The organism is Pseudomonas sp. B1-22, assembly GCF_050474425.1.
Lineage (GTDB): Bacteria > Pseudomonadota > Gammaproteobacteria > Pseudomonadales > Pseudomonadaceae > Pseudomonas.
The window spans coordinates 1325803-1349734 of record NZ_JBCHVH010000001.1 but is presented as its reverse complement, the minus strand read 5'-3'; the positions used below and the strand labels follow the sequence as shown (position 1 = coordinate 1349734).

The window sequence follows — 23932 nt, the reverse complement described above, 5'->3', positions numbered from 1 at the left end:
CGGATTTCGCGGACAAGGTCCGCTCCTACGAGAGCATCGCCCCGGCCTTGGCTCTGGATTTCGAAGACTTCCAGAGAAACCGCCGCACACTCCGAATGCCCCGTTCAGGAGGCCTCGTTGAAGCGGAGTTTCAGGGGTTGAGCGACATGGATGTCGCGAGAGCCACGATGGGCCAGGGATGGCCCTTCGTGGCGTGCCCCTGAAACTCCGCTTCAATGAGGGAATTTTTCGCCTAGGCGAAAAACCGGATGTCCGGGGCAAGACCTTTGCCTACTTTGGGTCGTTTGCCAAAGTAGGTCGCCCGAGGGGGCGAAACCCACTACATCAGCACACGCCGAAGCGGCGCAGAAATACCCAAACCCGAAGCATCGAGAAAGACGATGGCGCCAACCTGTAGGAGCGCGCCATAGGCGCCATCGCAAGCATGGGCTTGGCGCCCCCACCATAGGCGTCAGGCGCTCTGCGCATCCTCATCCCGCCGATGCATCCACCGATACAACGCCGGCAGCACTAGCAGCGTCAGCGTGGTCGAGGACAGGATGCCGCCGATCACCACCGTCGCCAGCGGCCGCTGCACTTCCGCGCCGGTCCCGGTGGCCAGCGCCATCGGCACGAAGCCCAGCGACGCCACCAGCGCCGTCATCAGCACCGGCCGCAACCGGGTCAGCGCGCCCTCGCGGATCGCCGCGTCGAGACCGCGCCCCTCCTCCCGCAGGCTGCGGATGAAGGAGATCATCACCAGGCCGTTGAGCACCGCCACGCCCGACAGCGCGATGAAGCCGACGCCCGCGGAGATCGACAGCGGAATGTCCCGCAGCCACAGCGCCACCACGCCGCCGGTCAGGGCGAAGGGAATGCCGGTGAACACCACCAGCCCGTCGCGCAGGTTGTTGAACATCATCATCAGCAGGGTGAAGACCAGCAGCAGCGCCACCGGCACCACGATCTGCAAGCGCTGCGCCGCCGATTGCAGCTGCTCGAACTGGCCGCCCCAGGTGGTCCAGTAACCAGCCTGCAGCTTCACCTGCTGCTCGATCTTCCCGCTGGCCTCGGCAACGAACGAGCCGATATCCCGCCCACGCACGTTGGCGCTCACCACCACCAGGCGCTTGCCGTTCTCGCGGCTGACCTGGTTCGGCCCCTGGATCAGTTCCAGGCGCGCCACCTCGCCGAGGGTGATGAAGCCGATCCGCGTATCGGTGGCGCTGGCCGGAGCCGGCACCGGGATCAACATGCGCGACAACGCGTCGATGTCGCTGCGCAGGTTCTCCGGCAGGCGCACGATCAGGTCGAAGCGGCGGTCACCCTCGAACAGGGTGCCGGCCTGGCGACCACCCACGGCCACCGCGACCGTGTCCTGGATGTCGCCGACATTGAGGCCGTAGCGCGCCGCGCGCTGGCGGTCGATGTTCACCGTGAGTACCGGCAGCCCGCTGGTCTGCTCGACCTTCACCTCGGACGAGCCCTGCACCCGGCGCAGCACCCCGGCGATCTGTTCGGCGGTCTGGTTGAGCACCGCCATGTCGTCGCCGAAGACCTTCACCGCCACGTCGCTGCGCACCCCGGAGATCAGCTCGTTGAAGCGCAGCTGGATCGGCTGCGACAGCTCGTAGGCACTGCCCGGCACGCCGTTGGCGGCTTCCTGGATTTCCGCTTCCAGTTGCGCGCGGGTCTTGCTGGGGTCGGGCCACTGGTCCTTGGGTTTCAACATCACATAGGCGTCGGAGATGTTCGGCGGCATCGGGTCGGAGGCGATCTCCGCCGTGCCGGTGCGGCTGAACATGCGCTCGGCCTCCGGCACCTTGGCCAGTACCTGCTGCTCCAGACGCTCCTGCATGGCCACCGATTGCGACAGGCTGGTGCCCGGCGTGCGCAGCGACTGCAGGGCGAAGTCGCCCTCGCCCAGGCTGGGCACGAACTCGCTACCCATGCGGCTGGCCAGCAGCCCGGAGAGCACCACCAGCACGGCGGCACCGGCGAACACCCAGGCACGCCGCGCCATCACCGCGTCCAGCACCGGCTCATAGGCGCGGCGCGCGCCGCGCATCAGCAGGTTCTCCTCTTCCTTCACCTTGCCGGTGATGAACAGCGCGATGGCCGCCGGCACGAAGGTCACCGAGAGGATCATCGCCCCCAGCAGCGCCAGCACCACGGTGAAGGCCATGGGGTGGAACATTTTTCCCTCGACGCCGGTGAGGGCGAAGATCGGCAGGTACACCACCATGATGATCAGCTGCCCGTAGATCAGCGCGCGGCGCGCCTCCTTCGAGGCGGCGAAGACTTCGTGCAGGCGCTCGCTGCGGGTCAGCATGCGGCCGTGGTGCTGCTGGGCGTGGGCCAGGCGTCGGATGGCGTTCTCGACGATCACCACGGCGCCGTCGACGATGATGCCGAAGTCCAGCGCGCCCAGGCTCATCAGGTTGGCGCTGACGCGGTTGCTGAACATGCCGGTGAAGGTGAACAACATGGCCAGCGGAATCACCATGGCAGTGATCAGCGCCGCGCGAATATTCCCCAGGAACAGGAAGAGGATGGCGATGACCAGGATCGCGCCCTCTGTGAGATTGCGCTTGACCGTGGCAATGGCCTTGTCCACCAGTTGCGTGCGGTCGTAGACGGTCACGGCCTTGACCCCGGCCGGCAACGTGCGGTTGATCTCGTCCAGCTTGGCGGCGGCGGCCTTGGCGACGCTGCGGCTGTTCTCGCCGATCAGCATGAACACGGTGCCGAGCACCACTTCGCGACCGTTCTCGGTGGCCGCGCCGGTGCGCAGCTCGCGGCCCAGTTCCACCTCGGCGACATTGCGCAGGCGGATCGGCGTACCGTCGACATTGGCCACGACTATGTTGGCGATGTCCTCCAGGCTTTCCACCTGCCCCGGTGCGCGCACCAGCAGCTGCTCGCCGTTGCGCTCGATGTAGCCGGCGCCGACGTTGGCGTTGTTGCGCTCCAGGGCGGCGATCACGTCCGCCAGGGTCAGGCGGTAGGCGGCCAGGCGGCGGGTGTCCGGGGCCACCTGGAACTGCTTGGCGAAGCCGCCGATGGTGTTCACCTCGGCCACGCCGGGCACGTTGCGCAGCTGCGGCTTGACCACCCAGTCCTGGATCACCCGCAGGTCGGTCGGCGTGTACGGAGTGCCGTCCTCCTTGCGCGCGCCCTCCTCGGCCTCGATGGTCCAGAGGAAGATTTCACCCAGGCCGGTGGAGATCGGCCCGAGGGCGGACTCCACGCCTTCGGGCAACTGCTCGCGGGCCTGTTGCAGGCGCTCATTGACCAGTTGCCGGGCGAAGAACAGGTCGGTGCCGTCCTTGAAGATCACGGTCACCTGGGACAGCCCCGAACGGGAAATCGAGCGGGTCTGCTGCAATCCCGGCAACCCCGCCATGGCGGTTTCCACCGGGTAGGTGACGCGCTGCTCGGTCTCCAGCGGCGTGAACCCCGGCGCCGAGGTGTTGACCTGCACCTGCACGTTGGTGATGTCAGGTACCGCGTCGATGGGCAGCTTCTGGTAGCTGGCGATGCCCAGGCCAGCCATGCCGAGGACGGCCAGCAGCACCAGATAACGCTGCTCGATGGCGAAACGGATGATGCGTTCGAACATGGTCTCGCCCCGTCAGTGCGCGTGGGAGGCCGAGCTTTTGCCCAGCTCGGATTTCAGGACGAAGCTGCCCTCGCCCGCCACCTGGTCGCCCGCCGCAAGACCGGCGAGCACCTCCACCTTGCCGGCGCTGCGCATGCCCAGATCGACCGGGCGCACGGCGAAGCCTTCGGCGTTGCGCACGAACACGCTGGGTTTGCCCTCCACCTCCTGGATCGCCTGTTCCGGCACGGCCACCGGCACCGGGCGCGCGCGGTCGCTGACCCGCACGTTGACGAACAGGCCGGGGCGCCAGGCGCCGTCGGGGTTGGCCAGGGTGACGCGGGCCACGGCGCTGCGGGTCTGCTCGCCGAGCAGGTTGCCGACGTAGCTCACGCGGCCCTCGACGTGCATGCCGAGGTCCGCCGCCTCGACCCGCGCCGGCTTGCCCACCTGCACCCGCGCCAGGTCCTGCGGGGCAACGCTGAAGGTGGCCCAGACCCGCGACAGGTCGGACAGGGTGAAGGCGGCGGTGGCCTCGCTGACCACCTCGCCCGGTACCAGGTGCTTCTCCACCACCACGCCGTCGAAGGGCGCGCGCAGTTCGTAGCGGTTGCCGCCGGCGCTGGCCGACACTCCGCTCAGGGCGTTGGTCTTCTGCCGGGCGTTGGCCAGGGCGATCTGCGCTTCTTCCAGGTCCTGCCGCGCCTGCAGGTAGTCCTGCTCGGCGGAGATCTTCTCGCGCCACAGTTCGCGCTCGCGCTCGAAGGTCTTGCTCGCCAGGCTCACCCGGCGCTGGGCGGCGGCCAGTTCGCTGCGCAGCTCGGAGACCTGCTGGCTGGCGATCACCGCCAGCAGCGCGCCCCGCTTCACGCTCTGCCCCAGTTCCACCGCCACCGACTCCACCACGCCGGGCGTGCGCGGCACGATGTGGGCGGTACGGTCTTCGTCGAAGCCGATTTCCCCCGGCAGGCTGAAGCCTTCGTCGAGCTGGCCGGGACCGGCGGTCACCAGCTGGATGCCGGCGGCGCCGATCTGCTCGGCGCTCAGGTGCAGGCCCTCGCCCTCGGGTTCGGCCGACGCGGTGTGGGCATGCTCGCCGTCGGCGTGGCCGGCGGATTCGGCGTGGCTGGCCGGGGCGGCGCTGCCGTGATGTTCGCCATCGGCATGGGCCGGGTCATCCTGGTGCCCAGCGGACGGACGCTCGCCGATCTGCCAGGTGAAGGCGCTGACGCCCAGTACCGACGCCAGTATCAGGGCGCCGGCAAGGTGGGTTTTCTTGATCATGGGGACTCCGCGGAAGGTCCGGGGCCGACGCGTGGGCGTCAGGCGCCGGGACTGATGAATAGGTGGTGCAGTTGGCGGATCAGGTCGTGGATGCACCAGTGTCCGGAGGGCCAGTGGCGGGTCGGTGCGTGGGCGGAAGTCGCCAGCACGGCGAACGCGAGGCCCAGGCCGGCGCGCCAGGCGCTAAGGCGCCGACGCGCCGACATCGCCGTAGACCCGCTCGATACGGCCCCAGGCATCGCTGACCTGGGCCAGGGCCTGGAGGTACTGGTCGCGGGCGGTGATCAGGGTGCGCTGGGCGTCGAGCACTTCGAGGAAGCCGAACTTGCCCATCTCGAAGCCGCGGGTGGCGCTTTCCACGGCGGTCTGCGCGCTGGGCAGAATGGTGCTGCGGAAGGCGCTCACCTCCACCTGCGCCGTGCTCCATTGCTGCAGCGCCTGCTGGGTTTCCTGGCGCAGGCGCAGCTCGGTGGCGTTGCGCAGGTCGCGCGCCTGGTCGGCGCGGCGGGCCTCGGCGAGGATGTTGCCCTGGTTACGGTCGAACAGCGGCAGCGGCATGCTCAGGCCGATCACCGCGATGCGATCGCTCCTGCCATCCTCGATGGCCTCCTGGCTGCCCAGGCTGACATCGAGGTCGGGGATGCGCTGGGTCTTCGCCAGATTCAGCGCCGCCTCGCCCTCCTCGATGCGAGTCTGCGCCAGGCGCATTTCCGCGCTGTCGCCCAGGCGGCGCAGCAGTTCGTCGCTGCTCGGCAGGCGTGGCAGGCGGTCGGCGACGGCGCTGCGCACGGCGCTGAAGTCCGGCGTCGGCAGGCCCATCAGGGCGGCCAGGCCCTGGTAGGCATCGGCCCGCTCGCGCCGCGCCCGCTCCTGCTCCAGGCGCACTTCGGCCAGTTGCACCTGGGCGCGATTGGCCTCCAGCGGCGCCGCCTTGCCGGCGCGCACCCGGCCTTCTGCCGCCGTCAGCCCGCGCTGCGCCAGCGCCACCGACTGCTGCGCGAGGCGCTCGCGCTCCTGGGCACGCAGGGCTGCGTAGAAACCGGAGATCACCGCGCCGCGCAGTTCGTTGCGGCGCGCCTGCACGCCCAGCGCGGCAGCGTCCTGGCCGCGCTCGGCCAGGGCCACCCGCGCACCGCGCTTGCCGCCCAGCTCCAGCGGCTGGCTGATGCCGATGGTGGTGGTACGGTTGGCGGACTCGGTGCCCTCCTGCTCCCACGACAGCGTCGGGTTGGGCAGCAGCCCGGCCTGTTCGCGCAGCCCCTGGGCGATGCCGATGTCGCGGCCGCTGGCAGCCAGATCGGGGTTATTGGCGAAGGCGGCCTGCAAGGCCTCGCCGACGCCGATCTCGCGGCCCTGGGCCAGGCTGCCGAACAGCAGCAGACCGAGCATCCAACCGCCTCTCGCCGGCCAACGGAAAACGCCTCCAGAACGACTCGAACGCACAGTGAACCTCACACGGTGGATTTAACTTCGACGGCGCGCCGTCATTTCCACCGGCGAATCTAGAAGCGTCTCTCTAGCGACAAGGTGACTGGATAATTACAAACATGTAATTGGCCAGCCGGCTCATTCTCGTTGTATGTATTTAAAAAGGACTGCGCGCATTTCCATGTAACTTCAGGAAACAATTGGCAAGTTTCAATCGCTCTTCATCCGCCCTGGAAAACCTATCTAACTCAGTGGCTTACAGAATCAATTCGCAACACTTCGCACACCACCGGCACTGTTGACCCTGAAGTCGCTACAGCTTCTAGACTGCGCGCCCTGTGCCAGCGGCGACGAACTTTCCTGCCTGCCTGAAATAGCGCAGCGCCATTATTCAAGTCATTACCGGATAACTCACCCATGAAAATCCTGCTCATCGAGGACGACCCCAAGACGGCCGATTATCTGCAACAGGGACTGAGCGAAAGCGGTTATGTGGTCGATCGCGCCGACAACGGCGTCGACGGCCTGCACCTGGCCCGGCAGTGCGCCTACGACCTGATCATCCTGGATGTGAACCTGCCGCAGATGGATGGCTGGGACGTGCTCGCCAGCCTGCGCGAGCACAGCGACATCCGGGTAATGATGCTCACCGCCCGTGGCCGCCTCACCGAGCGGGTGAAAGGCTTCGACCTGGGCGCCGACGACTACCTGCTCAAGCCCTTCGAATTCCCCGAACTGCTGGCGCGGATACGCTCGCTGCTGCGCCGCAGCGAGCGCATCGAGCAGCCGCAGGTATTGCAGATCGGCGGGCTGGAGCTCGACCCCGGCCGCCACCGCGCCTACCGCGACAACCAGCGCATCGACCTGACCAGCAAGGAGTTCGCCCTGCTGCACCTGTTGATGAGCCGCAGCGGCGAAGTGCTCTCGCGCACCCAGATCATCTCCCTGGTGTGGGACATGAACTTCGACTGCGACACCAACGTGGTGGAAGTCACGGTGCGCCGACTGCGGGCGAAGATCGACGATCCCTTCGCCGACAAGCTGATCCACACCCTGCGCGGCGTCGGCTATGTGCTGGAGGCGCGAACATGAGACCGGCCAGCCTGTCGTTGCGCATCGGCCTGTGGGTCGGCCTGCTCGGCTCGGTGCTGATGCTCCTGCTGGTGGCGCTCGCCTACCTCGCGCTCGATCACCAGCTGGACGTCCGCGCCGCGCGGGCACTGGAAGACAAGCTGGGGCAACTGCGCCACAGTCTCGACGTGGACCCCGGCCTCGCCGCGCTGCCGCTGCGCGGCTACGCGCTGAAGGACCAGTTGATGGGGCACGACAACCTGAGTGCCGCGCTGCTGGAAATGCGGCACGGCCAACCGGCGCTGTTCAACAGCGGCCGGGAGGCGGACCTGGCCACCCTCGATGATTTCGCCGGCAACGGCCGGCCCTTCAGCTGGAGCACCGAGGACGGCCGTCGCCTGCTGACCGGGCGCATTCAGGTGCAGCTGCGCGACGGCAGCACGGTACGGGTATTCCTGACCCTGGATCGGCGCGACGACGACGCCCTGCTCGGCGCCTTCCTGCGCTCCGCCTTGCTGGCGATGCCGCCGCTGCTGCTGTTGATCGCCTTTGGCGCGCGGGTGGTGGCCAAGCGCGGCCTGCAGCCCTTGCGGCGCTTCGGCAAGGTCGCCTCGCTGGTCTCCACCGAGGACCTCAGCCACCGCATGCCGGTGCAGCACCTGCCGCGCGAGCTGGGCGACACCGCGCGGGCACTGAACCTGATGCTGCACCGGCTGGACAATGGCGTGCAGCAGCTCACCCAGTTCTCCGACGACCTCGCCCACGAGTTGCGCTCGCCGATCGGCAACCTGCTGGGCAAGGCCCAGGTGACGCTGTCGCGGCCACGGGAGAAGGCGGAGTACGAAGCCGTGCTGGCCTCGGGCATCGAGGAGCTGGAGCGGGTCACGCGCATCGTCAGCGACATGCTGTTCCTGGCCCAGGTCAGCCACCCCAAGGCGCTGCTGCCCAGAGAACCGGTACGGCTGGATGAAGAAGCACGGAAGGTCGCCGAACTGTTCGCCTTCAGCGCGGAGGAGAAATCCCAGACAATCGAGATCGACGGCCACGGCTGGGTACTGGGCGACCGCCTGATGATCCAGCGCGCCATTTCCAACCTGCTGTCCAACGCCATCCGCCACACGCCCGAAGGCGGGCACATCCGGCTGAGCGTCGAAGGCGATCAGGAAGCGGTCGTGCTGCAGGTGGAGAATCCCGGCGCGGGTATTGCGCCGCAGCATCTGGAGCACCTGTTCGAGCGCTTCTACCGGGTGGACAAGGGCCGCTCCCGCGCCGATGGCGGCACCGGACTGGGGCTGGCCATCGTGCGTTCGATCATGGAACTGCACCAGGGCACGGCCAGCGCCGAGAGTTCGGTGGAAGGCCCGACGCGTTTCCGCCTGGCCTTTCCACCCCTGCCCGAATGAGTCATGCCGGCCCTGCTCAGCGGGTGGTGCGACAGGCCACCCGCTCGGCGCGGTACTCGACGGTCTGCAGGTCGCCAAAGGAATCCTCGTAGCGCATCTGCACCGGCACTACGCCGCAGTCGCTGCTCATGGGCGTCACCGCCACCACCTTGGCGATGTCCAGGTTCATGCCGTAGGTGTACTGCTTCACCTCGGCCATCTGCTCCGGGCTCGGCTGGTTCGCTTTCATTGCCAGCAGGCGAGCCTGCTCCATGCGGGCGAAGGTGATGTCGCCGCCACCATCGGCCAGCGCGAGGGAGGAAGTGCCCAGCAGGGCGGTGAGCAGGAGTACGCGTTGCAGTTTCATGGCAGTCACCTCGTCGGTGTGTTGGGAACGACTCCACCATAAGGCGCCGCCTCTAACAGCAAGCTGAGGCGAGCATGACGATTCGGTAATCCAACCGCATCGGTCGTTGACCTTCCCCCATGGGAAGGCTCTACACTGCGCGCCATGACTCGCCGTCTGCGTCTCTTCATCGTCCTGCTGCTCAGCCTTGCGCTTCCCCTCACCGGGATGGCGGGCATCGAGGCGCCGACAGAACCCTGCCCGATGCAGAGCATGGGCATGGGGCAGATGGCGGGCATGGACCAGGACTGCTGCCAGGACATGGGCAAGATGGCCCAGCACGGCAAGAAGGACTGCAAGAGTGGGCAGGAGTGCAAGACTGGCAGCCTGTTGCAGGTCAGTATCCTGAAGACCGCGCCTCCCTCCCTCGCGCTCCCGCGCCCCGCGCCGTACACCGATCCGATTCTCAGCCAGGCACCCTCCGAGCTCTGGCGACCTCCCTGCGCCTGATTCCTCCCCCGATCTGAACCCTGCCCGCGGCCCTGATGGCTGCCGGGTGGCTTGCGCTCATGCGCTGGTTTTCCAGAGGAATCCTCACCGTGACTCACGTCCGACTCCACCCCGGCTGGCTGCTGCTCGCGCTGCTGCCGGGCCTGTCGGCGCAGGCTGCGTCCCTGTCATTGGACGACGCCCTGTTGCTGGCCGAACGCAACGCCCCTTCCCTGCTCGCCCAGAGCGAGAAAATCTCGGCGGCGAAAAGCGCCGCCATCCCCGCCGGAGAGCTGCCCGACCCCAAGCTCAACCTGGGTCTGCAGAACGTCCCCATCGAGGGTGACGAGCGCTGGACCACCCAGCGCGACAACATGTCCATGCAGGTGGTCGGCCTGATGCAGGAGATGCCCAACGGCGACAAGCGCAAGGCGCGCATCGAGACCGCCCAGGCCGCCGTCGAACGTGCCGATGCCGAGGCCGGCGTCGAGCGCCTGAAGGTCCGCAGCGCCTCGGCCCAGGCCTGGATCGCCGCCTATACGCTGCAACGCAAGCTGGCGATGTTCGACGACTTCTACCGCGAGAATCGCCTGCTGGATGCCGCCGTTCGCGCACGCCTTGCGGGCGGTAGCGCGAGCACGGTGGATGCGGTGGCGCCGCGCCAGGAAGCCGCGCTGCTGGACGAGCAGAAGGACGACCTGCTGCGTCAGGAAGCCCAGGCCCGGGCGGCGCTCAAGCGCTGGATCGGCCAGGACGCGCCAAAGTCGCTGAGCGGCGACTTTCCGCACTGGTCCATCGATGCCTCCCACTCGCTGCAACAGCTGCACCAGCACCCGGAACTCGCCGCTTACGGACCCATGACCCGTGAGGCCGAAGCCCTGGTGCGCGAGGCCGTGGCGGAGAAGAAGCCGGACTGGAGCTGGGAAGTGGACTACCAGCGTCGCGGTCGCGAGTTCGGCGACATGATGACACTGCAGGTGAGCTTCGACCTGCCGCTGTTCACCGGCACCCGCCAGGACCCGAAGATCGCCGCGCGGCGCGCCCAGGTGCGCCAGCTGGAAGCCGAGCGCGATGCGCTGGCCCGCGAACACGAACAGGCGCTGGCGGACGACCTGGCCGAATACCGGCGCCTGCAACGCGCCGTCGAGCGCAGCAGCGCCACCCTGGTGCCGCTGGCCGAGGAAAAGGTGCGCCTGGCCACCGCCGGCTACCGCGCCGGCAAGACCAGCCTCGACGAAGTGGTCAGCTCCCGCCAGCAACTGGTCGAGGCGCGGCTCAAACAGGTCGATCTGCAAGGCGCCCTGGCGCAAGTCGCGGCACGTCTCTACTTCACCTATGAGGAGGGACGCGCATGAGCCGCTTCCCCTGGAATACCTCTGCCCTATTGGTCCTCACCCTGGCACTCGGTGGCGCCGGTGGCTACTGGCTGGCCCGGAAAGCTCAGGCACAGGCACCAGTGGCAGCAACCGCCACGACGCGCAAACCGCTGTACTGGTACGACCCGATGGTCCCGCAGCAACACTTCGATGCGCCGGGCAAGTCACCATTCATGGACATGCAGCTGGTGCCGAAATACGCGGATGCCGACGGCGATACAGCGGCCATCCGCATCGAACCCGGCATCCAGCAGAACCTCGGCATGCGCCTGGCCACGGTCAGCCGTGGCACGCTCGACCGCTCGCTGCAGGTCACCGGCCTGCTGACCTTCAACGACCGCGACGTGGCGCTGCTGCAGGCGCGCGCCGGCGGCTTCGTCGAACGCACCTATGCCCTGGCGCCGGGCGACGTGGTGAAGGCCGGAGCGCCGGTCGCCGAAATCCTGGTGCCGGAATGGGCCGGTTTGCAGGAGGAATTCCTCGCCCTGCGTAGCGCCTCGGAGCCGGCACTGCTGGCGGCGGCGCGGCAACGCCTGCTGCTGGCGGGCATGCCCGCCGCGCTGGTCGAGCAGGTCGCTCGCAGCGGCCGGGCGCGCGCGGTGATCACCCTCACCTCGCCCATCGCCGGGGTGATCCGCGAGCTGGACGTACGCCCCGGCATGACCCTGGCTGCCGGCGCACCGCTGGCGCGGATCAACGGCCTGGAACAGGTCTGGCTGGAAGCGGCGGTACCCGAGACCCAGGCGGCAGGGCTCAAGGTCGGCCAGGCGGTCGATGCCCGTCTGCCGGCATTCCCCGATCGCCCGGTGACCGGCACCCTGGCCAGCATCCTGCCGGAGAACGACCAGCAGAGCCGCACCCTGCGCCTGCGCATCGAGCTGCCCAACGCCGACGGCCAGTTGCGCCCCGGCATGACCGCCCAGGTTAGCCTCGACCTCGCTGGTCAGAGCGCGGTGCTGCAGATCCCCAGCGAAGCGGTGATCCGCACCGGCAAGCGCAACCTGGTGATGCTGGCCGAGGACCAGGGCCGGTTCCGCCCCGTGGAGGTTCGTCTCGGCCAGGAGAGCGGCGGCCTGGTGGCGGTCCTGCAGGGCTTGCAGGAAGGCCAGCGGGTGGTCGCTTCCGGCCAGTTCCTGATCGATTCGGAAGCCAGCCTGAAAGGCATCGAGGCACGCACGGTGGACGAGTCCGCAGCGACGATGACGAAGCCCGCCGTGCATGAAGCGGATGGCCGCATCGTGGAGATCACGGCGCAAGGCATGACCATCAGCCACGGCCCGTTCAACACCCTGGGCATGCCGGGCATGACCATGACCTTCGCCCTTGCCCGCCCTGAGCTGGCAGAGGGACTCAAGCCCGGCGACCGCATCCGCTTCGGCGTCAGCCAGGGCGATGCGGGGCTGGTGATCGAGCAGGTCCGCAAGCAGGAGCAACAGCCATGATCGCCCGACTCATACGCTGGTCGGTGGCCAACCGCTTCCTGATCCTGCTGGCCACGCTGTTCATCGTCGCCTGGGGCCTCTGGTCGCTGCGCAGTACGCCGATCGACGCCCTGCCGGACCTCTCCGACGTGCAGGTGATCATCCGCACCAGCTATCCGGGGCAGGCGCCGCAGATCGTCGAGAACCAGGTCACCTACCCGCTGGCCACCACCATGCTGTCGGTGCCCGGCGCGAAGACCGTGCGCGGGTTCTCCTCCTTCGGCGACAGCTTCGTCTACGTACTGTTCGAGGACGGCACCGACCTCTACTGGGCGCGCTCCCGGGTGCTGGAGTACCTGAACCAGGTGCAGTCGCGCCTGCCGCCCACGGCGAAGACCGCGCTCGGCCCGGACGCCACCGGCGTGGGCTGGATCTACCAGTACGCCCTGGTGGATCGCAGCGGCCGGCATGACCTCGCCCAGCTGCGCGGCCTACAGGACTGGTTCCTCAAGTACGAGCTGAAGACGGTGCCGGACGTGGCCGAGGTCGCCACCGTGGGCGGCATGGTCAAGCAGTACCAGGTGCTGCTCGACCCGGTGCGCCTCGCCAGCCTGGGCATTACTCAGGGCCAGGTGATCGAGGCCATTGGTCAGGCCAACCAGGAAGCCGGCGGCGGCGTGCTCGAACTGGGCGAGGCGGAGTTCATGGTGCGCGCCTCGGGCTACCTGAAGACCCTCGCCGACTTCCGTGCGATTCCCCTGCGCCTGGCCGCCAACGGCAGCCCGGTGACCCTGGGCGATGTCGCCAGCATCCAGCTCGGCCCGGAAATGCGCCGGGGCATCGGCGAGCTGGATGGCGAAGGCGAAGCGGTGGGCGGAGTGATCGTCCTGCGCAACGGCAAGAACGCCCGCGAAGCCATCCTCCGGGTGAAGGACAAGCTGGAGTCGCTGAAGAAGAGCCTGCCCGAGGGTGTGGAGATCGTCACCACCTACGACCGCAGCCAGCTTATCGACCGCGCGGTGTCCAACCTCAGCCACAAGCTGATCGAGGAATTCCTCGTGGTGGCGCTGGTCTGCGCGGCTTTCCTCTGGCACCTGCGCTCGTCGCTGGTGGCCATCGTCTCGCTGCCGGTGGGCGTGCTGATCGCGCTGATCGTCATGCGCCACCAGGGGATCAACGCCAACATCATGTCCCTGGGTGGCATTGCCATCGCCATCGGCGCGATGGTCGACGCGGCGGTGGTGATGATCGAGAACGCACACAAGCGCGTCGAGGCCTGGCAGGAGAAACACCCCGGCACGCCGCTGGTGGGCGAGCAGCACTGGAAGGTGATGACCGAGGCGGCGGCGGAGGTCGGGCCGGCGCTGTTCTTCAGCCTGCTGATCATCACCCTGTCGTTCATCCCGGTGTTCACCCTGCAGGCGCAGGAAGGCCGGCTGTTCGGCCCGCTGGCGTTCACCAAGACCTACGCCATGGCCGCAGCCGCCGGGCTTTCCGTGACCCTGGTGCCGGTGCTGATGGGCTACTGGATTCGCGGGCGCCTGCCCTCGGAGCAGCGCAACCCGCTCAACCGCTGGCTGATCCGGCTCTACCAGCCGGCGCTGGATGCGGTGCTGCGCCGGCCGCGCATGACGCTGGCAGCCGCGGTGCTGGTCTTCCTCACCGGGCTGTGGCCGCTGGCCCATCTGGGCGGCGAGTTCCTGCCGCCGCTGGACGAGGGCGACCTGCTGTACATGCCCTCGGCTCTGCCCGGCCTCTCCGCGCAGAAGGCTTCGGAGCTGCTGCAGAGCACCGACCGCCTGATCAAAAGCGTGCCGGAAGTGGCCTCCGCATTCGGCAAGGCCGGCCGCGCCGAGTCGGCCACCGACCCGGCGCCGCTGGAGATGTTCGAGACCACCATCCGTTTCAAGCCGAAGGATGAGTGGCGGCCGGGCATGACCAGCGAAAAGCTGGTGGAGGAGCTGGACCGGGTGGTGAAGGTGCCGGGCCTGACCAACATCTGGATTCCGCCGATCCGCAACCGCATCGACATGCTCGCCACCGGCATCAAGAGCCCCATCGGGGTGAAGATCGCCGGCACCGATCTCGCCGAGATCGACCGCGCCACCCAGGCGGTGGAACGGGTGGCCAAGGGCATTCCGGGCGTCAGTTCGGCACTGGCCGAACGCCTGACCGGCGGGCGCTACATCGACGTCGACATCGACCGCCAGGCGGCGGCCCGCTACGGCATGAACATCGCCGACGTGCAGGCCATCGTCAGCAGCGCCATCGGCGGGGAGAACGTCGGCGAAACGGTGGAAGGCCTCGCCCGCTACCCGATCAACGTGCGCTACCCACGCGAGTGGCGCGACTCGGTCGATGCGCTGCAGCAGTTGCCGATCTACACCGCCCAGGGCGGCCAGATCACCCTCGGCAGCGTGGCGCGGGTGCGCATCAGCGAAGGCCCGCCGATGCTCAAGAGCGAGAACGCCCGCCTCTCCGGCTGGGTCTACATCGACGTGCGCGACCGCGACCTGGCCTCGGTGGTGGCGGACCTGCGCCAGGCGGTGGAGCGCGACGTGAAGCTCGCGCCAGGCATGAGCCTGAGCTACTCCGGCCAGTTCGAGTACCTGGAACGCGCCAACGCCCGGCTCAAGCTTGTGGTGCCGGCGACCCTGGCGATCATCTTCGTGCTGCTCTACCTGACCTTCGGCCGTTTCGACGAGGCGCTGCTGATCATGGCAACCCTGCCCTTCGCCCTCACCGGCGGCGTGTGGCTGCTGTACCTGATGGGCTTCAACCTGTCGGTGGCCACCGGGGTCGGCTTCATCGCCCTGGCCGGGGTCGCGGCGGAGTTCGGGGTGATCATGCTGGTCTACCTGAAGAACGCCTGGGCCGAACGCCCGGACGCCAGCGGTCCCGACGCGCTGCTCGCGTCCATCCGCGAAGGCGCGGTGCAGCGCGTGCGGCCCAAGGCCATGACCGTGGCCGTGATAGTCGCCGGCCTGCTGCCGATCCTCTGGAGCAGCGGCACCGGCAGCGAGGTGATGAGCCGCATCGCCGTGCCCATGGTCGGCGGCATGATCACTGCCCCGCTGCTCTCCCTGTTCGTCATTCCCGCCGCCTACTGGCTGATGCGCCGTCGTCAGTCGGAGCTGGCAACCCAATCCCACACTGGAGAAATCGCATGAAAACCCCATTGGTCGCCGCCGGCGCCCTGCTGTGCGCCCTGTCCTTTGCCGCCACCGCCGAGGACATGCCCGGCATGAAGATGGATGGCATGAGCATGGACGGTATGAACATGGAAAGCCCCAAGGCCGCCCCGACCGCCAGCGCGGAAGGCACCATCAAGGCCATCGACGGCGAGCGCCACACCGTCACCCTCGCCCACGGCCCGGTAGCGGCCCTGAAATGGCCGCCCATGACCATGGCGTTCAAGACCGCGCCGGGTCAGCTGGACGGCCTGCAGGTCGGCGACAAGGTGGCCTTCGAGTTCAGCAACGGCAATGGCGGCGCCGCGATCCAGAGCATTCGCAAGCAGTGATCCGGCAGTGAACGGAAACCTGTCTGCCGCATCTGCGGCGGACAGGTTTCGCCGAAACACTGGCCTGATGTGCACGGCGGATTTTTATTCAATTAAATCCCTGTCATCAGAATTTTATATTCCTTATGGTTATCAGGTAGACCGATTCATTCTTTCTCCATATACCCTGCTCCCTGCCATATTCGGCATCGCCAGCGGGCCACCCCCGCGGCTCTACGGCGGGCCTCTCACACCCTGAACGCCCGCTCTCGATCATCAGGAAGCACGCCCCACTGGCGCGCTCCGACTGGAGCAGGACATCCATGAAGAAACTCACTGCCGTTACCGCCCTCGCCCTGGCCGTGCTCTCCGGCCTCGCCCACGCCGACCGCCTGGAAGACATCAAGAAATCCGGCGTGCTGCGCGTCGCCGCCTTCGACAGCAACCCGCCGTTCGGCTTCGTCGACGCCAAGAGCAAGCAGATCGAAGGCCTGGACGTGGACTACGCCAAGGCCCTGGCCGACAAGCTCGGCGTGAAGCTGCAGGTGCTGCCGACCAACCCCGCCAACCGCATTCCGCTGCTGACCGCCAACAAGGTGGACCTGGTGCTGGCCAACTTCACCATTACCCCGGAGCGCGCCCAGCAGGTCGACTTCAGCATTCCGTACTTCGCTTCCGGCCAGCAGTTCATCGTCAAGAAGGGCAGCCTGAAAGCGCCGGAAGAGCTGAACAAATGGCGCGTCGGCGTGGACAAGGGCACGGTCAACGAAGGCGTGCTGCGGGAGAAATTCCCCGGCGCCAAGGTCATCGCCTACGACGACACACCCTTCGCCTTCACCGCCCTGCGTAACGGCCAGGTCCAGGCCATCACCCAGGACGGTCCGAAGCTGATCGGCCTGCTGGCCAACGTGCCGGACAAGGACAAGTACGAAGTGCCGCCCTTCACCATCTCCAATGACCTGATCGGCGTCGGCATTCCCAAGGGCGAGCCGGCCCTCACCGAGTTCGTCAACCAGAGCCTCACGGACCTGGAGGCGAGCGGCCAGGCACAGAAGATCTACGACACCTGGTTCGGCCCGGACACCAAGACGCCCCTGGCGCGCCTGTACAAGATCGGCGACAAGAGCTGATCTCGCCGCAAAGGCCGCACCCGCGCACGCCCCACTCCGTGGGGCGTTGCCGTTCTTCCCCCTGATGGACTCCCACGATGTTCGGCGAATTGCTCGCCCAGACCTACCTGAGCTGGCTGCTCGACGGCTTCCTGCTCACCCTGGGTATCTCCCTGTTCTGCTGCCTGCTCGCCACCTTGCTCGGCGCGCCGCTGGCCGTGGCCCGGCAGGCGAAGTCGCGCTGGCTGGCGTGGCCGGCGCGCGCCTACCTGGCCCTGTTCCGCAACACGCCGCTGCTGGTGCAGCTGTTCTTCTGGTATTTCGGCGTGCCGGCGCTGCTGCCGGAGGACCTCGTCTTCTGGCTGAACACGCCCCATGAACTGGGCGCCCTGGCGTGGCCGTCGTTCGAATTCCTCGCCGCGGCCTGGGGGCTGACGCTCTACACCACGGCCTTCATCGCCGAGGAGTTCCGCGCCGGCATCGCCTCGGTCAGCCCGCAACAGCGCGAGGCCGGCATGGCGCTGGGGCTGCGCCCGCTGCAGGTGTGGCGCTGGGTGATCCTGCCGCAGGCATTGCGCACCGCGCTGCCGCCGCTGATGGGCCAATACATGAACGCGCTGAAGAACTCCTCGCTGGCCATGGCCATCGGGCTGGCCGAGCTGTCCTACGCCTCGCGCCAAGTGGAGACGCAGACCTTCAAGACCTTCCAGGCCTTCGGCATCGCCACCCTGCTGTACATCGGCGCCATTGCGCTGATCGAGGCGCTGGGCCAGGCGCTGCAGCAGACCCGCCGCTACCGCCAGGGAGCCTGACATGGACTTCTCCGTCATCCAGGACAACCTCTCCTACTTCCTCATCGGCGCCTACCCGGACGGCCCGCTGGGCGGCGCGGCGCTCACCGTGATCCTGGCGCTGGCCTCGGGCATCGCCTCGGCGGTGCTCGGGCTGGTGCTGGGCATTGCGCTTTCGGTGCTGGGCGGCCGCCCGCGCCTGCTGCTGGTGGCCTTCCTCGGCTTCTTCCGCGCGATCCCGGTGCTGATGCTGATCTTCTGGACCTACTTCCTGCTGCCCATCGTCCTGCACATCGACGTGCCGGCGCTGGGCACGGTGGTCTGCGCGCTGTCGCTGATCGGCGGGGCCTATCTCGCCCACTCGGTGCACGCCGGCATCGAAAGCCTGCCCAAGGGCCAGTGGGACGCCGCCCGCGCGCTCGGCCTGCGGCCCTGGCAGGTGCTGCGCCTGGTGATCCTGCCGCAGGCGCTGCCGGTCATGCTGCCGTCCTTCCTCAACCAGTGGGTCTCGCTGATCAAGGACACCTCGCTGGCCTACGTGATCGGCGTCGGCGAGCTGTCCTTCGTCGCCACCCAGGTGAGCAACCGGGTGATGGTGCACCCCACGGAAGTCTTCCTGTTCGTCGCGCTGATCTACTTCCTGCTGTGCTCGGCGCTGGACCTGCTGGCGGCGCTGTTCGCACGACTGACGCCGGACTACCGCAAGGCCGCCTGAGCCCTCGCCATGAACGTGAACCCCGCCAGCGTGGCGGGATGGAACATCCCCTTCCGCCGTTCGTCCCTTCCCCGCGGAGTCACTTGCGCAAAGCAAGTTACCGGATTAGATTACAACCATAATATTTAGCCGAAGCGCTTTGTCCTCTTCCATGCAGGGGTCGTTACAGAGCACTCCGATTAGATGATGATATTAATCTAAAGAGGTTGACCGCCATGCGCAGAAGCCGCTTCGACCACATGCCCTGCCCCGTCGCCCAGGCGCTGGATCTGGTCGGCGACAACTGGAACGTGCTGATCCTGCGCGAAGCCTTCTACGGCTCCCGCCGCTTCGAGCAGTTCAGCGCCAATCTCGGCATCGCCAGCAACGTGCTGACCCGCCGCCTGCGCATCCTGGTCGACAACGGCCTGTTCGAACGCAGCCGCTACAACGACCACCCGCCGCGCTACGAATACCTGCTCACCGACGCCGGCCGCGAGCTGCGCCCGGTGCTGCTGACCCTGCTGCAGTGGGGCAAGCGCCACGCCGCCGGGGCCGACGGCGTGCAACTGATCGATACGCGCAACGGCCAGCCGGTGCAGATCGCCCTGGTCGATGCCAGCAACGGCGAGCCCATCGGCCCGCAGCACCAGATTCGCCGTCGCGACGGCGCCCTCTCTTCCCCCACCCACGCCTGAACGGTAGCCGCCATGAACCAGCCCGCCTCCATTGTCGTCACCCCGGCCGCCGACACGGCCAAACCCAAGTCCCGCAAGGCCCTCAAGATGGCCATCGCCGGTGCCGCGCTGCTCGGCGTCGCCGCCTATGCCGGCCACTGGTGGCTGAATGCACGCTTCCTGGAAGAAACCGACGATGCCTATGTCGGCGGCGACGTCACCGTCATCAGCCCGCGCGTGGCCGGCTACATCACCGAACTGCGGGTGAACGACAACCAGTTCGTCCACGCCGGCGACCTGCTGGCGCGCATCGATGACCGCGATTACCGCGCGGCATTGGCCAAGGCCGAAGGTGCGGTGCACGCCGAGCAGGCGCTGCTGGTCAACGTCGATGCACAGGCGGCGCTGCAGGATGCGCTGATCCGCCAGAGCCAAGCGGAAATCGATGCCGCCAGCGCCGAGGAAACCCGCACCCGCGACGACCAGCGCCGCTACGCCACCCTGGTGCGCACCAACGCCGTGTCGGTGGAAGCCGCGCAACGCGCCGACGCCAGCTGGAAGACCGCCCGCGCCAACAGCGACAAGGCCCGCGCCACCCTGCTCGCCGCGCGCCGCCAACTGGACGTGATCCAGAGCCAGCGGCAGCAGGCCCAGGCCGCCCTGGAACAGGCCGTCGCCGAGCGTGACCGGGCCCAACTGGACGTGGGCTACACCGAGCTGCGCGCGCCGGTCGACGGCTATATCGGCAACCGCCGTGGGCGGGTCGGCGGCTACGTCAGCGCCGGCACCCAGTTGCTCGCCGTGGTGCCCGCGCAAGGGCTGTGGGTGGACGCCAACTTCAAGGAAGACCAGCTGGCGCACATGCGCGCCGGCCAGGCGGTGACCATCGAGGCCGACATTCTGCCGGGCAAGGTCTTCCACGGCCATCTGGACAGCCTGGCCCCGGCCACCGGCGCACAGTTCAGCATCCTGCCGCCGGAGAACGCCACCGGCAACTTCACCAAGATCGTCCAGCGCGTGCCAGTGCGCGTCTACCTCGACGCGGAGGACGGCAAGCTGGGTGATCTGCGCCCCGGCCTCTCGGTGGTGGTCGAGGTGGACACCCGCGGGCAGCGCCATGAGGCCGACCCGCGCGTCGCCCAGGAGCTGCGGCCGTGAACTTCTGGTCGGATGAGGTGGTGCCGGTCGAGAGCCTCTCCACCCGGCAGAAGGTGATCGCCTTCGCCTGCATGTGCGTGGGCATGTTCATCGCGCTGATCGATATCCAGATCGTCTCCGCCTCGCTGCGCGACATCGGCGGCGGCCTGTCGGCGGGCGCCGACGACACCGCCTGGGTGCAGACCAGCTACCTGATCGCCGAGATCATCGTCATCCCGCTGTCGGGCTGGCTGTCCAAGGTAATGTCCACCCGCTGGCTGTTCGCCGCCTCGGCCCTGGGCTTCACCCTTACCAGCCTGCTCTGCGCCGTGGCCTGGAACATCCAGAGCATGATCGCCTTCCGCGCGCTGCAGGGCTTTCTCGGCGGCTCGATGATCCCCATGGTGTTCACCACCGGCTTCCTCTACTTCGACGGCAAGCAGCGCGTGGTAGTGGCCGCCACCATCGGCGCCATCGCCTCGCTGGCGCCGACCCTCGGCCCGGTGGTCGGCGGCTGGATCACCGACATCTCCTCCTGGCCCTGGCTGTTCTACATCAACCTGGTGCCCGGCCTGTTCGTCACCATCATCGTGCCGATCATGGTGCGCATCGACAAACCCGACTGGTCGCTGGTGAAAGGCGCCGACTACCCGGCCATGCTGCTGATGGCGGTGTTCCTTGGTTGCCTGGAATACACCATGGAGGAAGGCCCGCGCTGGAACTGGTTCAGCGACGACACCATCCTCGTCACCGCGTGGATTTCCGCCATCACCGGCGTGGCCTTCATCGCCCGCAGCCTGACCGCGAAGAACCCCATCGTCGACCTGCGCGCACTCAAGGAACGCAACTTCGCCCTCGGCTGCCTGTTCTCCTTCGTCACCGGCATCGGCATCTTCGCCACCATCTACCTGACCCCGCTGTTCCTCGGCCGGGTGCGCGGCAACAGCGCGCTGGACATCGGCCTGGCGGTGTTCTCCACGGGCATCTTCCAGGTCATGAGTATCCCGATCTACGCGGCCCTGGCCAAGCGCTTCGACCTGCGCTGGATACTGGCGCTGGGCCTGGGCATGTTCGCCCTGTCGATGTGGGAGTTCTCCCCGATCACCCATGACTGGGGCGCCGCCCAGCTGATGCTGCCGCAGGCGCTGCGCGGCATGGCGCAGCAATTCAGCGTGGCGCCCACCGTGACCCTGGCCCTCGGCTCGCTGCCGCCGGCGCGACTGAAGCTGGCCTCCGGGCTGTTCAACCTGATGCGCAACCTCGGCGGCGCCATCGGCATCGCCGCCTGCGCCACCGTGCTCAACGACCGCACCAACCTGCACTTCCTGCGCCTGGCCGAACACCTGAACGCGCAAAACCAGGCCCTCGGCAACTGGCTGGCGCCGCATCTGGACGCCACCGGTGAAGCCAGCCAGCAGGCCCTGCGGCAACTGTGGAACCTCACCTACCGCGAGGCGCAGACCATGACCTTCGGCGACGCCTTCCTGCTCATCGGCGCGTGCTTTGCCGTTACGCTGGTGCTGATCCCGCTGATGCACAAGATCGCCGCGCCGCCGCAGCCGTCCGCCGACGCACACTGAGCGGGCCGAAAATGAAAACAGGGTGACCCTGATTACTCAGGAGTCACCCTGTCGTGGTTGCCGCGAATCAGAATCTGTTTACGATCTCGGCAGATCGTAAACAGGTTCTCAGGTCGGCAGCAGACCAGCCTTGGCCGCCATGGTCAGGGCCAGGTCCTCGATCATGTCTTCCTGGCCGCCCACGGTGCCACGGCGACCCAACTCCACCAGCAGCTCGCGGGCGGAGATGCCGTAGCGGGCCTCGGCGCGCTTGGCGAACAGCAGGAAGGAGCTGTACACGCCCGCATAACCCAGGGTCAGCGCATCGCGGTCGAGGCGGATCGGGTGGTCCATCATCGGCACCACCAGGTCCTCGGCCACGTCCATGATGCGGTACAGGTCCACGCCGCTGTCCACGCCCATGCGCTTGAGCACGGCGACGAAGACTTCCAGCGGGGTGTTGCCGGCGCCGGCACCCAGGCCCGCGACCGAACCGTCGATGCGCGCGGCACCGGCCTCGATGGCGGCCAGGGAGTTGGCGATGGCCATGCCCATGTTGTGGTGACCGTGGAAGCCGACCTCGGTGCTCGCCCTCAGCTCGGCGCGCAGCAGGCCGATCTTCTCGCTGACTTCATCGGGCAGCATGTAGCCGGCCGAGTCGGTGCAGTAGATGCAGTTGGCGCCGAAGCTTTCCATCAGCCGCGCCTGTTCCAGCAGCTGCTCGGCGCTGACCATGTGCGCCATCATCAGGAAGCCGACGGTGTCCAGGCCCATCTCGCGGGACATGCCGATGTGCTGCTCGGAGACGTCCGCCTCGGTGCAGTGGGTCGCCACGCGGATGGTGGAAACACCGCAGCCGTGGGCCATCTTCAGGTGCTCGACGGTACCGATGCCGGGCAGCAGCAGCGCCGAGACCTTGGCCTGCTTCAGCTTGGGAATCACCGCCTCGAAGTATTCGCGGTCGGTGTGGGCCGGGAAGCCGTAGTTCACCGAGGCGCCGCCCAGGCCGTCGCCGTGGGTGATCTCGATCAGCGGCACGCCGGCTGCGTCCAGGCCCGTGGCCACGGAAACCATCTGCTCCAGGCTGATCTGGTGGCGCTTGGCGTGCATGCCGTCGCGCAGGCTCATATCGTGCAGGCGCACGCGCTTGCCTTGCAGGTTCATGGATTGTCTCTCCTCAGCGGGCCGGCAGTTGCAGGGCGCCCTGGTGGGCTTGTTCGGCGAACATCTCGGCGGTGCGCAGGCCGGCGGCGGTCATGATGTCGAGGTTGCCGGCGGACTTGGGCAGGTAGTCGCCCAGGCCTTCCACTTCCAGGTACACCGAGACGCGATTGCCATCGAATACCGGGCCGTTGATCAGCTTGTAGCCCGGCACGTAGCGCTGCACCTCGCGGATCATCTCGTGCACCGAGGCGCGGATGGCCGCCTGGTCCGGCGCGGTCGCGGTCAGGCAGTGGATGGTGTCGCGCATCATCAGCGGCGGCTCGGCCGGGTTGATGACGATGATCGCCTTGCCCTGCTTCGCCCCGCCCACCTGCTCGATGGCGCCGGCGGTGGTGCGGGTGAATTCGTCGATGTTCTTGCGCGTGCCCGGGCCGACCGAACGGGAGGACACGGTGGCGACGATCTCGGCGTAGTCCACCGGCTGTACCCGCGATACCGCCGCCACCATCGGGATGGTGGCCTGGCCGCCGCAGGTGACCATGTTGACGTTCATCGCCAGGTTGCCGGCGTGCTCGGCGAGGTTCACCGGCGGTACGCAGAACGGGCCGATGGCGGCCGGGGTCAGGTCGACCATGATCACGCCCAGCGCGTTCAGCTTGCGGCTGTTCTCGGCGTGCACGTAGGCAGAGGTGGCATCGAAGGCGATGCGGATGTCGTCGTCCAGCACGTGCGGCAGCAGGCCGTCGACGCCATCGGAGGTGGTCTTCAGGCCGAATTCGCGGGCGCGCGCCAGGCCGTCGGACGACGGGTCGACGCCGACCATCCAGACCGGTTCGATCCACTCGGATCGGCGCATCTTCATCAGCAGGTCGGTGCCGATGTTGCCGGGGCCGATGATCGCGGCCCTGAGTTTCTTGCTCAT

General features: G+C 67.7%; 20 protein-coding genes. 13 read left to right on the top strand and 7 right to left on the bottom strand.

Annotated elements, in window-relative coordinates; translation table 11 throughout:
• Nucleotides 1–451: 451 nt before the first annotated feature.
• The 4 genes from ACQ5BL_RS06295 to ACQ5BL_RS06280 are packed head-to-tail and all read right to left on the bottom strand — an operon-like array spanning nt 452 to nt 6253.
• Nucleotides 452–3601 (bottom strand): CusA/CzcA family heavy metal efflux RND transporter, encoded by a 3150-nt coding sequence (locus tag ACQ5BL_RS06295; RefSeq protein ID WP_243807775.1) that lies wholly within the window; start codon nt 3599–3601, stop codon nt 452–454.
• A gap of 12 nt (nt 3602–3613) precedes the next feature.
• Nucleotides 3614–4864, bottom strand: a complete 1251-nt coding sequence (locus ACQ5BL_RS06290) for an efflux RND transporter periplasmic adaptor subunit (RefSeq protein WP_243807776.1) — start codon at nt 4862–4864, stop codon at nt 3614–3616.
• A gap of 38 nt (nt 4865–4902) precedes the next feature.
• The gene (locus tag ACQ5BL_RS06285; protein ID WP_207886614.1) at nt 4903–5070 is read right to left on the bottom strand and encodes a hypothetical protein; all 168 of its coding nucleotides are present in this window, start codon (nt 5068–5070) and stop codon (nt 4903–4905) included.
• Nucleotides 5048–6253 carry a TolC family protein gene (locus ACQ5BL_RS06280; RefSeq protein ID WP_207886613.1) on the bottom strand — a complete coding sequence of 402 codons (1206 nt, stop codon included), beginning with the start codon at nt 6251–6253 and terminating at the stop codon, nt 5048–5050. The genes ACQ5BL_RS06285 and ACQ5BL_RS06280 overlap by 23 nt, the downstream gene beginning before the upstream one ends.
• A gap of 456 nt (nt 6254–6709) precedes the next feature.
• On the opposite strand from ACQ5BL_RS06280, the gene ACQ5BL_RS06275 reads away from it, so the two are divergent.
• Nucleotides 6710–7384 (top strand): heavy metal response regulator transcription factor, encoded by a 675-nt coding sequence (locus ACQ5BL_RS06275; protein WP_243807777.1) that lies wholly within the window; start codon nt 6710–6712, stop codon nt 7382–7384.
• Nucleotides 7381–8766, top strand: a complete 1386-nt coding sequence (locus tag ACQ5BL_RS06270; RefSeq protein WP_243807778.1) for a heavy metal sensor histidine kinase — start codon at nt 7381–7383, stop codon at nt 8764–8766. Before ACQ5BL_RS06275 ends, ACQ5BL_RS06270 begins: the two co-directional genes overlap by 4 nt.
• Nucleotides 8767–8782: 16 nt before the next feature.
• Here ACQ5BL_RS06270 and ACQ5BL_RS06265 read toward each other — a convergent pair whose 3' ends face one another.
• Nucleotides 8783–9112, bottom strand: a complete 330-nt coding sequence (locus ACQ5BL_RS06265; protein WP_243807779.1) for a DUF2790 domain-containing protein — start codon at nt 9110–9112, stop codon at nt 8783–8785.
• Nucleotides 9113–9256: 144 nt separating this feature from the next.
• Between ACQ5BL_RS06265 and ACQ5BL_RS06260 the strand changes: the two genes are divergently transcribed.
• The 11 genes from ACQ5BL_RS06260 to ACQ5BL_RS06210 all read left to right on the top strand — a co-directional run bounded on the left by ACQ5BL_RS06260 (nt 9257) and on the right by ACQ5BL_RS06210 (nt 21867).
• Nucleotides 9257–9601, top strand: coding sequence for a hypothetical protein (locus tag ACQ5BL_RS06260; protein WP_243807781.1), 345 nt, complete (start codon nt 9257–9259; stop codon nt 9599–9601).
• Nucleotides 9602–9690: 89 nt separating this feature from the next.
• Nucleotides 9691–10935 (top strand): TolC family protein, encoded by a 1245-nt coding sequence (locus ACQ5BL_RS06255; protein ID WP_243807783.1) that lies wholly within the window; start codon nt 9691–9693, stop codon nt 10933–10935.
• Nucleotides 10932–12398: an efflux RND transporter periplasmic adaptor subunit gene (locus tag ACQ5BL_RS06250; protein WP_243807785.1), complete on the top strand. Its 1467-nt coding sequence runs from the start codon at nt 10932–10934 to the stop codon at nt 12396–12398. Before ACQ5BL_RS06255 ends, ACQ5BL_RS06250 begins: the two co-directional genes overlap by 4 nt.
• The gene (locus ACQ5BL_RS06245; protein WP_243807787.1) at nt 12395–15547 is read left to right on the top strand and encodes an efflux RND transporter permease subunit; all 3153 of its coding nucleotides are present in this window, start codon (nt 12395–12397) and stop codon (nt 15545–15547) included. Before ACQ5BL_RS06250 ends, ACQ5BL_RS06245 begins: the two co-directional genes overlap by 4 nt.
• Entirely contained in the window at nt 15544–15900 is a 357-nt protein-coding gene (locus ACQ5BL_RS06240; protein ID WP_243807790.1) for a copper-binding protein, read from the top strand. Before ACQ5BL_RS06245 ends, ACQ5BL_RS06240 begins: the two co-directional genes overlap by 4 nt.
• 302 nt (nt 15901–16202) lie before the next feature.
• Nucleotides 16203–17009 (top strand): ABC transporter substrate-binding protein, encoded by an 807-nt coding sequence (locus ACQ5BL_RS06235; RefSeq protein ID WP_243807791.1) that lies wholly within the window; start codon nt 16203–16205, stop codon nt 17007–17009.
• Between the two features lie 77 nt (nt 17010–17086).
• Entirely contained in the window at nt 17087–17800 is a 714-nt protein-coding gene (locus tag ACQ5BL_RS06230; RefSeq protein ID WP_243807792.1) for an amino acid ABC transporter permease, read from the top strand.
• 1 nt (nt 17801) lies between these two features.
• Nucleotides 17802–18494, top strand: coding sequence for an amino acid ABC transporter permease (locus ACQ5BL_RS06225; RefSeq protein ID WP_243807793.1), 693 nt, complete (start codon nt 17802–17804; stop codon nt 18492–18494).
• A gap of 215 nt (nt 18495–18709) precedes the next feature.
• A complete protein-coding gene (locus ACQ5BL_RS06220; protein WP_243807795.1) occupies nt 18710–19171 on the top strand; it encodes a winged helix-turn-helix transcriptional regulator in 462 nt (153 codons plus the stop codon).
• Between the two features lie 12 nt (nt 19172–19183).
• Nucleotides 19184–20308 (top strand): HlyD family secretion protein, encoded by a 1125-nt coding sequence (locus tag ACQ5BL_RS06215; RefSeq protein WP_243807797.1) that lies wholly within the window; start codon nt 19184–19186, stop codon nt 20306–20308.
• A gap of 71 nt (nt 20309–20379) precedes the next feature.
• Nucleotides 20380–21867, top strand: a complete 1488-nt coding sequence (locus ACQ5BL_RS06210) for a DHA2 family efflux MFS transporter permease subunit (RefSeq protein ID WP_243807836.1) — start codon at nt 20380–20382, stop codon at nt 21865–21867.
• Nucleotides 21868–21975: 108 nt separating this feature from the next.
• Here ACQ5BL_RS06210 and dmpG read toward each other — a convergent pair whose 3' ends face one another.
• Complete coding sequence (gene dmpG / locus ACQ5BL_RS06205) at nt 21976–23010, bottom strand: 4-hydroxy-2-oxovalerate aldolase (RefSeq protein ID WP_243807798.1); 1035 nt, start codon at nt 23008–23010, stop codon at nt 21976–21978.
• Between the two features lie 13 nt (nt 23011–23023).
• Nucleotides 23024–23932 (bottom strand): acetaldehyde dehydrogenase (acetylating), encoded by a 909-nt coding sequence (locus ACQ5BL_RS06200; RefSeq protein WP_243807799.1) that lies wholly within the window; start codon nt 23930–23932, stop codon nt 23024–23026.